The sequence below is a fragment of the Deltaproteobacteria bacterium genome, assembly GCA_023382265.1.
GTDB lineage: Bacteria > JAMCPX01 > JAMCPX01 > JAMCPX01 > JAMCPX01 > JAMCPX01.
Genome location: JAMCPX010000061.1, coordinates 71,681 through 81,806, shown reverse-complemented (window position 1 = coordinate 81,806; position 10,126 = coordinate 71,681). Strand labels below are relative to the sequence as shown.

Below are 10,126 nucleotides of genomic sequence, written 5' to 3'. Positions count from 1 at the left end.
ATTCACAGGAGGCATGATGTTAGGAGAGAAACAAAAGACAGAACCAATGTTTTACCATATCAAGGTAGAGGAAATGATCCCAGAGAATCATTTGTTACGACTTGTAGAGAAGTATGTAGATTCTGGTTTTATAAGAGATAAGGTAAAGCACTTGTATAGTCAGACTGGCCGTCCCTCCATAGACCCGGAGATATTACTAAGAATGCTTCTGGTAGGATATTTATACGGGATCAATTCTGAGCGGCGATTATGCGAGGAAGTAAATATGCATATAGGGTACCGATGGTTTGTAGGATTAAATCTCGACGACAAGGTACCAGACCACTCGACGTTTTCAAAGAACCGGCATGATAGATTTTCAGAGGGCAAAGTATTTCAAGAGATATTTGATGAGATAGTACGGCAGTGTATAACACAGGGGTTATTAACGGGGAGGCACCTTACCGTAGACAGCACGAACATAAAAGCGAATGCATCGATCAAGAGCCTTGAGCCGGTCGTGGTGGAGATGAAGCCTAAGGAATACATAGAGAAGCTTGAGAAGGAGAACCCTGTAGAAGAAAAGCCATGGGAACCCGGATATGGGAAAGCGAACCGGGGCGAGGCGATAAGCAACGATACTCACCGATCGCATACGGATCCTGATGCACGGCTTGCGAGGAAAACGTCTATGGGGGCAACGGAATTGAGCCATGCAGCTACCTATGTCATGGACAGTAAGAGCAGGATAATAATAGGGACCGATATCGGCAAGCCTGATAAGAATACGGACTGCAAGAATGCTCTTCGTCAGATACAAAGAATAAAAGATACCTACGGCATAAAGCCACAGACTCTTGGAGCAGATAAAGGGTACTGTGCCGGGGAGTTTATAGATGCTGTTCTGAAGGAGCATATACAGCCCCATATACCGATAGTAAACAACCGAAGCCGAAATGAGAAAGGAATTTATCCGATAGAGAGATTCAATTTTGATAAACAGCGTAACATATTTCTATGTCCCGAAGGGAAAGAAATGAAGTATTGGGGGATACACAAACACAGCAGGCAGCATGTCTACCGTGCAAGCAGGAAAGATTGTAAGCTGTGTGTAAAGAAAGCAGAATGCACGAGAGACCGGGCGCGGTCAGTGAGTTATCATCTCTACGAAGATTCCATAAATGCAGCGAAGCAATTAAACAAAACCATAGAATACCGGATATCCCAGCGGATGAGGAAGCGGATCGAAGAATTGTTCGGCGAGGCAAAAGAGTTTATGGGACTGAGGAGGGCTAAGTTTCGAGGCGCTGAATTTGTTAGAGAACAGATATTAATGACTGCTGCAGCACAGAATATTAAGAGAATGGTTAAAATGCTCTCAAGGAGATGGCCTCAAAAGGAAGGAATGGAGGTAAAAAAGCCCTTTCTTTCATCTCCGATGATTGGATTAGCGGATTTATTTTGCCGGTTAACCCAAAATATTAACAGAATGCAATTTGATGGATTAAATTGCTTCGAAAATACTTAGTTTTTCAACAGCCTGTCAAGTGCTGACCCCTAGTTTACCTATCAGCTGAATACCTGAGTCAAGTGTGTAGCCCTACCCCCAATTCTTTCTAGGCGTGCAGATAGTAGCTTCAGAAGCAGTTATGCTACATAAATGAGGCCAATTTGGCAAAATAACTCCGCCTCAGCCATGCTTATTCCTTTGTAAATTCTCTGCAAAATAAAACTATGTATCTTACGCTCGATTCTCGAGATTAAAAGCTCGGGGGATTTCTGGCTATTCTCTAAAACATCAAAGCGATTTTAATACCGTTTTCTCTAAGCCAGTTACGGCTGTTCTCATAATCCGGCAGAATGGATTTTACAGTCCTCCAGAATTGCGTAGAATGGTCATGCACTTTAAGATGGCAAAGCTCATGTACCACAATGTATTCAAAGACCGATACCGGCATGGCTGAAAGACGCCAGTTGAATCTTAAAATCCCTGTTTTTGAACAGCTTGCCCATCTGCTTGTCTGATCAACCACCTTTATTTTTATTGGTAAAACATTCAGATAGGGGGCATACTTTTTTATGAGAATATTGAGCTTTTTTTCTGTGTGACCGGTATACCAGTTCCGGATGGCTTCTTGCATAATTTCTCTTTGTTCTTTGCCCGCCTGCCAGTCAACAAAAATAACTAATCTTTTCCCTTCAATCTTAAAACGGGACTTATGGAGTTCAGGTACTTTAACAATTTTAAGTCGAAAATTGTGCCCGTGTAAGGGAAAAGTCTCGCCATTTTTAAATTCTTTGGGTGGATATTTCCGTGCCATTTCGAGGAAATATTTTCGTTTATCAAGTACCCACTCAACCTTATTCCTTACAAACCTGCGGACAACAGTAGTCTTGACATACGAAGGGGCTGTTACTGCAACACTCCCATTCCTGCTAATCCTGAGAGCGATCGTTTTCCTTCGCTGTGATATGCGAAGCGAAAAATGCAGCGCATTTCCTTTGTGGATTATATAGGGCATATCTACCGTTTCACCCACTTCTGGGCGAGTTCCATAAACTCTGTAGTCAAATGCTGCAGGTCTTTATCTTTACAGCCTTTTGTACGCAAGAGACGCTTTGCCTCACGGCGCATCTCTTTCTGTATATCGTCCCTTTCTGTCCATTCGACGACAGCTCGCTCCTCTATTATTCTTATGATATCCTTTGCAAGTGAGGCCATTTCTTCGTCCGTTTTAAGAGGGATTTCTTCTTGGTACTTTCTGAGCAAGCCAAAGAAAGCAAATTCCTTACTTCCCTCGAGCCCGTATTTACGTGCATTTGCGTCTTTTTTTTTCTCGTCTTCTTTGATCTGCATTAAAGAACGTAGGAGCTCGGCATCGTCTTTTCTGTCTTTTTTCTGACTTTCTATTAATTCTTCAAGCTGCTTCTGGAGAGACTCGTAATATGCCGGATCTTCTGCTGCATGTGAATTAATTGTATCACGTATTGCATATTCCAAATGGATCGCCTTTGCCTTATCACTACCCTTAGATTGAATTTTTTCTGCGAAGTCACTGGAACTGATAGTCAATGGTTCCAATAAATTCTCCATTCCTTCGGTAACTATATGAGCATGGATGAGTGCCTCAATCCTGCGACTCAAATCTTCCATGCGCAAGCTCTCATCGCGATAAAGATTCCTTGCCCCTTCTCTTATTACACCAAGGAACTTAAAATCCCTTATATACACACCTACCCTCACATCGGGCATTAAAAAGTCCATGCTCCTGGCAAATGCGCGATAAACGCTGTCAAACTCACTGCGCATCTTTTTGTTCCTCAAAATATCCATGCATTCCTGTATGATTTCCTTTGGATCTCCTTCGAAGGATATGCCCGAAAAAATTTCCATTAATGTTTTATGATATTCTTTCAGTTTCTCGAGTTCTCTCTCAACATCATCAGTGTCAAGAAATCCAACAAGATCTTCGGCATTATACATTTCAAGAGCCTTTAAGAGTCCTGTTCCAATACCTATATAATCCACAACAAGCCCGAAATTTTTCCTTGGATATGGCCTGTCAGTCCGTGCCACAGCCTGAAGCAGGTTGTGTTCCCTGAGACGGCTGTCCAGATACATCGCCTGGAGAACAGGTGCATCGAATCCCGCAAGCAGTTTGTCGCAGACGATTAAAAATGAAAGCGGATCAGCAGGATCCTTGAATCGCCCTTTCAGGGCAACTTCATCTTTATCCGTAAGAAAATATTTTTCTTTCCATTCATCTGGATCATCCTGGTCATTTATAGTCATGACTACTGCCGATATAGCAGGATCAATAAGGCGATCCAGTGCAGTCTTATATTTATCAACTGCCGCACGGGTTTCAGCCACAATCATTGCTTTAAAGCCGTTTGGCTTAATGGCCTGATTATAGTGTTCTATAATATCCAATGCGATCCTTTCTATCCGTTGAGGTGCAGAAGTCAGGGCATCGGGATTAGCATATTGCCTTTTAATGGATGCAAGCTCTTTCTTCGTTTTTTCGGGGAACAGAGCAGATAATAATGCATCAATAGATGAGCCTACTATACGCAGTGCTGCCATTCGGCTCATGTATTTTATAGGCACGGTAGCCTTGTCCTGCTCGGATTGGTATATACTGTACCTGTCCAAATATCGTTCCCCTATCGGGCTGAAAACCTTATACGTATTCCTGTATCGTTTATCCAGAGGTGTCCCGGTAAAAGCAAAGATTGCCGCGTTAGGAAGAGCTTTCCCTAAATTGAGAGCAAAACTCCCGTACTGGGTCCTGTGGGCTTCATCCGTCAGAACAATGATATTCTTTGCGGTTGAAAGAGGCTTTTCCGGCATTGTCCTAAATTTCTGGACAGTGGTCATAATAGTGCGTCCAACGCCCTCTGATAGCATACGGTAGAGTTCCCTTGAATTCTCTGCCTGGATTGTATTTGGGAAGCCACAATCACGGAACGTATCGGAGATTTGCCCGTCCAGATCCTTCCTGTCCGTTACGACAAGAAAATAAGGATTCTTAAGTCTGGCTTCATCCCTTCTGAGTTTCAGTGCAGCAAAGAGCATTGTAAGGGACTTTCCGGATCCCTGCCAGTGCCAGATTATCCCTTTCTTTTCCTTTTCATGAGTAACCCTGTCGACGATTTTCTGGACGGCAATGAACTGCTGATAGCGGGCAATCTTCTTCCCAATCTTGCCGTTATCTGTATCAAAAACGATGAAGTTCCTGATTATATCAAGAAGGTTCTGCTTCTTAAGAAGCGCTGCAATCATAACATCCTGGGATGCCGGAGTCAGAGAAAGATCATTTTTATTTATCAACTTCAGTTCAAGCATCTCTTTCACTATAGGGTGGTCATTTAGTATCGGTAATTTCTCATCTGGTTTTGCTTTCCACTCATGGAAGTTTTCCTGTTTTGCTCCGACAACTCCATATTGGGCTCCGAACAAGTTGACGCCGATTAAGATTTGATTGGTCCGGAACAAAGCGGGGATTTCTTTTTGATAGCGTACCAATTGATCCAGTGCATCCATTACCCCCGTCTCCCGGGCAACAGGACTTTTGCATTCTATAACAACAAGGGGTATTCCGTTCACAAAGATAACGATGTCTGGACGATCAAAAACCTCATGTCCCTTTATCCAGAACTGATTGACCGCAAGAAACTCGTTTCTTTCCGGGTTATCGAAATCAATAAATCTGACAGTAAGTCCCCGCCTGCCGTCTCCCGTTTCCTGCTCTATTGAGATATTAGAAATAAGCTCATGGTGAAATATTTTATTTTCCTCCAGAAGACCGGTACCCTGTATATTCGTCACATGACGGATGGCCTTATCTATAGTTCCTTCAGAAGCATCCGGATTAAATTCAATAAGCTTAGTCCTCAGTCGGCTGACCAGAACAACATCCCTCCGCGACGAACGTTCGGAATCCTCTGTCTCCTGCGGATCAAACTGCTCCCCGCGAATAAAGAGGTATCCCATTCTTTTCAACTGCTCGATTGCCGGCTTTTCCGAAAGTGTGTCTTCGTTAAATGGAGCCATAAAATTAAACCCGCACCTTCCCTGTCAGAAGTACCTGCATGAGGGCTGTTTTTATCTGCTCTAATTGGTGTTTATGCTTTTCCTCATGGGATATCTCATCATCAATAGTTGAAAGAATCTCAGTGATTTTTTTCTGCTCCTGGATTGTTGGGACCGGGATCATAAAATCTTCTAAATCACTTCGAAGAATGCCATTGATTGAAGTACCTTGGTGTGCAGCTTTGAGCTGTGGCACGTAGTAGTTTAGTATCCAGAACAAGAATCTTGGAATTACTAACTCATCATTTGAAATTATCCCAGTTATATCCTGGCTGATAGCTATGTCATATGAGGCCATAGCCAGTTTTCCTACGCCTGTCCTTGTTACAACCAGTATTGTTCCTTGAGGCACCACATTTGTGTTGCTATTTGCAACAGCCTCTTTTGTTATATGCCGTCTAATGTTTGTCACTTTTTGATCAGAGAAATCGGCACCTGTAATCCATGGAATATTGCCATGCCAATATTTTTCAGTATTTGTGTCCGGTGTACCTCCATTAATTATTTTCTTTGCTAAAGATTTAATATTTCTAATTTCCCAGTCTTTTGGTATCCTGCCAATCTCCGTTTCTTTAAAATCTTGAGTTTTTAATCGTCCTTTTTGAATTCCCTTTGTAAAAAGAATCTGCATTAAGCCCTTTTTTAGTTCTTTGGTCTTTTCAATAACAGCATCTGTCTTATCAATGGCATCATCCACTGCTGAGAGAATCTTTGCGATCAATCTCTGCTCTTTTAAGGGAGGGATTGGAATTTCAATATTCTCAAGATTAGTTCTACTAATGCGTGTTCTGGTTGTCCCCGACGAATAATTATTAACCAGAGCAAACCACTTAGAACTATTAAGATAGTAAGTCAAAAAACGTCGATCGTATTTATCGGGATCTGGACGCCAAATAGTAACATCAACTGCAGTTATACTTTGGTAATTTAATTCTGGCAGTTGACATGCTCGTCCAATTGGATCTGGCATGCGGGATATTAAAATATCTCCTGGCTGTAAAATGCTGCAATTCAATTTGTTGGCACTTTCTTCGGAAATAAATCGCATTGACTTATTAAGAAATTTGCCCACGCCTATATCCGCAATTTGCAACAAGCGAACACCAGATTTTGAATAATCCTTATTTAAAATCCAGTCACCGTCTGTTGCAATTCCAACTTTGCCTAATTGCTTTGCTTCCCAATCCACCGGAATTTCCCCTGCCGGTGTTTTTTTGAATTTCTGCTCCATGCGGAGGGTGGAGATCTGGTTACTCATGTGCGACTCCGAAAATATTGCCTAAAAATATAAGGGCTGTTTTCTGGTGCAGATCCGGCGGTAGTCCCATGGTCGGGATCCTCGGGATGTCATGTCCGCTTCGGGAGAATTCCTGGGCAATAATCTCAAGGCTGTCCTGAAGTCTTGAGCTCTTCATATAGTCTGATTCTGTTCCGAATGCCATTTCATCAACCGCCTTCCATGCAACCGATAAGGCTGAGAAGACAGCAATCCAATTGAGCCATTTAGGCGGAGTTGTCTCATCGATATTCAGTGAAGCGAGAAAATCCCACCATTTCCTGTGAGATACCCAGTATTCTACTTTCCTGCCCCTGCTTCTTGTCAATACCAAACCGGATCTCGACAGGTCTAATAAAGTCTGATGTATGCCGAGCCAGAAAAGGCCTACAGCATCGGCAATCTCCCTGGGGCGTGCCCCTTCGTGGGTCAAAAGATACAGGAGGGATTCGGACTTGGCTCCAATTCCAAAAATAGATCTTAAAAGAAAGCGCAGGTTGGCGCTGGCATTGACAGGCACTTCTTTTGCTTCTTTTTGTATGTGGATTTTGGGGCGGTTTATGGAAAATAATAAAAAATCAGGCTCTATCTTATCTCCGATAGCCAATGGATGGGGCTTTCCCGATCTCTCTTTAAAGAGCGGCTCTATGGAATCTGCTGCTGACTGTTTTTTGTATATGCCGGCACAGAATTGTGTAATGTTATGCCACTTCCGCTTATTTCCCTTGGACAAAACGTATTGAAACGCAGCCCCTACTATTTGCACGGTCTTTCTATCCTGTTTCTCAAGGATTCTTTTCAGTCTCGCCATATCAAGCCATTGTCCGTTTACCAATAACCATGCAAGGATTTCGTCAAACAGCCTGGGCTCATAGCGTCCAATCTCCAGAGAAAAGACGAGTAAAGGCTCGGGATCAATGACCCAGTCATCTTCTGCACCTGATTCACCAAGCACGCCCAGTGCAGACCACTGCCTCCAGAGAAAGGTAAGAATACGTTCAAGAAGGGCTTCTCTAAATTCTATCGGCAACATTCTTATACCCCATTTCAATAAGCATATCTTTGAGTGCGTTTCTGTAGCCCCCGGAAACATCATGAGTCATGCTCCAGCGCGCTGCATTTTCAAGCTCTTCTGCAGTAGGCTTTAAAGCAATAATATCTTGATAATGTTTGCCGCCCTGATCCACAGCAGCGTAGAGTTTAAAATGAATCTGATCGTAACGACTGATGAAGCGTACTGTAAGATACTTGCCGTACTTAAGTGTTTCTGCACGGTTCAGAACACCTTCCGGAAGTCCGAGATCCAGAGCAGATGTAGGTCCGGAATTGATCCATCCGTCCTTCAATTGAAAATCCCTTTCTACTTTCTTAGCTGCATCAACTAGGTTCTGCGGCAAAGGTTGTGCAGTCTCAAGTGTTAGTCTATCGGAAGAATTGTGCGAAACTATGGCAACCACATCAACATCTTTCGTTGTTCTCGTTACAAGTCCCAGGGCATGCAGCGCAGATCCGCCGCACACTAATATGTCAATGTGACCTTTATTAATAGCGGACAGTTGTTCCCCGAGGGCATTCAAAACCAGATCGATGTCTTCTTTGTTTTTAAATTCCATAATTTATATCTTATAGCCCAAATCTTTCAGATAGTTTTCAACCTTTTCCTCTGCCGATGCCCGTTCCCTTCTGAGTTTGGCAAGCTTATCGATGGCCTGCTGAACATCTATAGGTGACTCCTGTTCTGTAATGTCTATGTACCTCGGGATATTGAGGTTATAGTCGTTGCGCCGGATTTCATCCAGCGAAGCAGAACGGCAATATTTATCTATAACAGCATAGGAACGGTATGCACTGACTATTTTTTCGATATCCTCCTGTCTGAGCTTGTTCTGCTTTTTACCCTGAAGAAAGTCCCGCGCTCCATATAAAAAGAATACCTTGCCCTTATTATGAGCAGATTTCTTTTTGTTGATAATGAAGAGACATGCCGGAATGCTTGCCCCATAAAAAAGATTGGGCGGAAGGCCTATCACTGCCTCAACGATGTCTTCTTCCAAAATACCTTTCCTGATCTTGCCTTCTGCCCCACCTCGGAAAAGCGCCCCGTGGGGCAGAATTACACCGGCTTTGCCAGAAGGTTTGAGAATGGAAATCATGTGCTGAACAAAAGCGTAATCTCCGTAGCTCTTTGGCGGGATACCATACTTAAATCTTCCGAAAGGGTCGTTTCCTGCCATTTCGATACCCCAGTTTTTGAGTGAGAATGGAGGATTTGCTATGACAGTGTCGTACTCCATCAATTTACCTTTTTGTAACAACTTGGGTTCGCGTATGGTGTCCCCTTTTTCTATTCGTGCACCGGCAATACCGTGCAAAAGCATGTTCATCTTGCATATAGCCCATGTGCCTATGTTCCTCTCCTGGCCGTGAAGAACTATATTTTTATAATTTTGATGGACAGACTTCAGATGATAAACCGTTTGTACAAGCATACCTCCAGAGCCGCATGCGGGATCACACACATACATGCCCTCCTGAGGGTCAAGGATTTCAACCAAAAGGGAGACGATTTCTTTGGGTGTATAAAATTCTCCGCCTTTCTTGCCGGCGTCGTCTGCAAATTGGTCTATGAGATATTCATAAGCCCTGCCCAAAATATCCGGCTCTGATAAATCTTCATTGCGCAAGCTGATTTTTGAGAAGTGTAAAATTAGTTTGGAGAGTGTGGTGTCCGACAGTCTGTCCTTATCGTTGAAATCGGTAGCGGAAAGAACCCCTTCCAGAACACGATTGTGTTCTTCCAGAAGATCATTGGCTTTGTTGATGGCATCTCCAAGATTGTGAGTCAGCGTTGTAAGGTATTTCCATTGGGCCTTTGGAGGAACGAAGAATTCATGCTCATCCGGTTCTTCGTAGGCTATCTTTTTATTCTTCGTTTCTTTTAAAAGCCTATCCGCTTCTTCTTGAAAAACATCTGAAAGCCGCTTTAAGAACAGCAAACCAAAGATATAATTTTTATAGTCAGAGGCATCTATACTACCCCTCAAAATATTAGCTGATTCCCACAAATGGCTTTCTAACGTATCCAAGTCTAATTTTGGCATATAAAAAAGTCCTCTCCTTCTTATTAAATATTGTCCAGCTCTTTCCTAAAAAAAGGATAATCAATAAGAATATAAATGTCAAGTATATTACGATATTATAGTATTACATTATTATAAGATATAGTATAACTATCCTTTATAAACAGTTATTGATTACTAAATGTCTTGTAGCTT

Annotated in this window: 7 protein-coding genes; 1 reads left to right on the top strand and 6 read right to left on the bottom strand. The window is 42.7% G+C overall.

The window, feature by feature from the left end:
* Positions 1-73: 73 nt before the first annotated feature.
* Positions 74-1,507 (top strand): transposase, encoded by a 1,434-nt coding sequence (locus M1381_11385; GenBank protein ID MCL4479674.1) that lies wholly within the window; start codon positions 74-76, stop codon positions 1,505-1,507.
* A gap of 262 nt (positions 1,508-1,769) precedes the next feature.
* Here M1381_11385 and M1381_11380 read toward each other — a convergent pair whose 3' ends face one another.
* From M1381_11380 to M1381_11355, 6 genes are read right to left on the bottom strand one after another with little or no spacing between them, the layout of a single operon-like run.
* A complete protein-coding gene (locus M1381_11380) occupies positions 1,770-2,501 on the bottom strand; it encodes a M48 family metallopeptidase (GenBank protein ID MCL4479673.1) in 732 nt (243 codons plus the stop codon).
* Between the two features lie 2 nt (positions 2,502-2,503).
* A complete protein-coding gene (locus M1381_11375) occupies positions 2,504-5,536 on the bottom strand; it encodes a type I restriction endonuclease subunit R (GenBank protein ID MCL4479672.1) in 3,033 nt (1,010 codons plus the stop codon).
* Between the two features lie 4 nt (positions 5,537-5,540).
* Positions 5,541-6,833: a restriction endonuclease subunit S gene (locus tag M1381_11370; protein ID MCL4479671.1), complete on the bottom strand. Its 1,293-nt coding sequence runs from the start codon at positions 6,831-6,833 to the stop codon at positions 5,541-5,543.
* A complete protein-coding gene (locus M1381_11365) occupies positions 6,826-7,884 on the bottom strand; it encodes a hypothetical protein (GenBank protein MCL4479670.1) in 1,059 nt (352 codons plus the stop codon). Before M1381_11365 ends, M1381_11370 begins: the two co-directional genes overlap by 8 nt.
* On the bottom strand, positions 7,865-8,464 hold the full coding sequence (locus M1381_11360) for a hypothetical protein (GenBank protein MCL4479669.1): 600 nt from the start codon (positions 8,462-8,464) through the stop codon (positions 7,865-7,867). The genes M1381_11365 and M1381_11360 overlap by 20 nt, the downstream gene beginning before the upstream one ends.
* Before the next feature lie 3 nt (positions 8,465-8,467).
* Entirely contained in the window at positions 8,468-9,952 is a 1,485-nt protein-coding gene (locus M1381_11355) for a type I restriction-modification system subunit M (protein MCL4479668.1), read from the bottom strand.
* Positions 9,953-10,126: the final 174 nt, after the last annotated feature.

Coding starts and splice junctions, on each gene's coding strand:
- M1381_11370 (MCL4479671.1), bottom strand. CDS start 6,833: ATGAGTAACCAGATCTCCACCCTCCGCATGGAGCAGAAATTCAAAAAA.
- M1381_11385 (MCL4479674.1), top strand. CDS start 74: ATGATCCCAGAGAATCATTTGTTACGACTTGTAGAGAAGTATGTAGAT.
- M1381_11380 (MCL4479673.1), bottom strand. CDS start 2,501: ATGCCCTATATAATCCACAAAGGAAATGCGCTGCATTTTTCGCTTCGC.
- M1381_11365 (MCL4479670.1), bottom strand. CDS start 7,884: ATGTTGCCGATAGAATTTAGAGAAGCCCTTCTTGAACGTATTCTTACC.
- M1381_11375 (MCL4479672.1), bottom strand. CDS start 5,536: ATGGCTCCATTTAACGAAGACACACTTTCGGAAAAGCCGGCAATCGAG.
- M1381_11355 (MCL4479668.1), bottom strand. CDS start 9,952: ATGCCAAAATTAGACTTGGATACGTTAGAAAGCCATTTGTGGGAATCA.
- M1381_11360 (MCL4479669.1), bottom strand. CDS start 8,464: ATGGAATTTAAAAACAAAGAAGACATCGATCTGGTTTTGAATGCCCTC.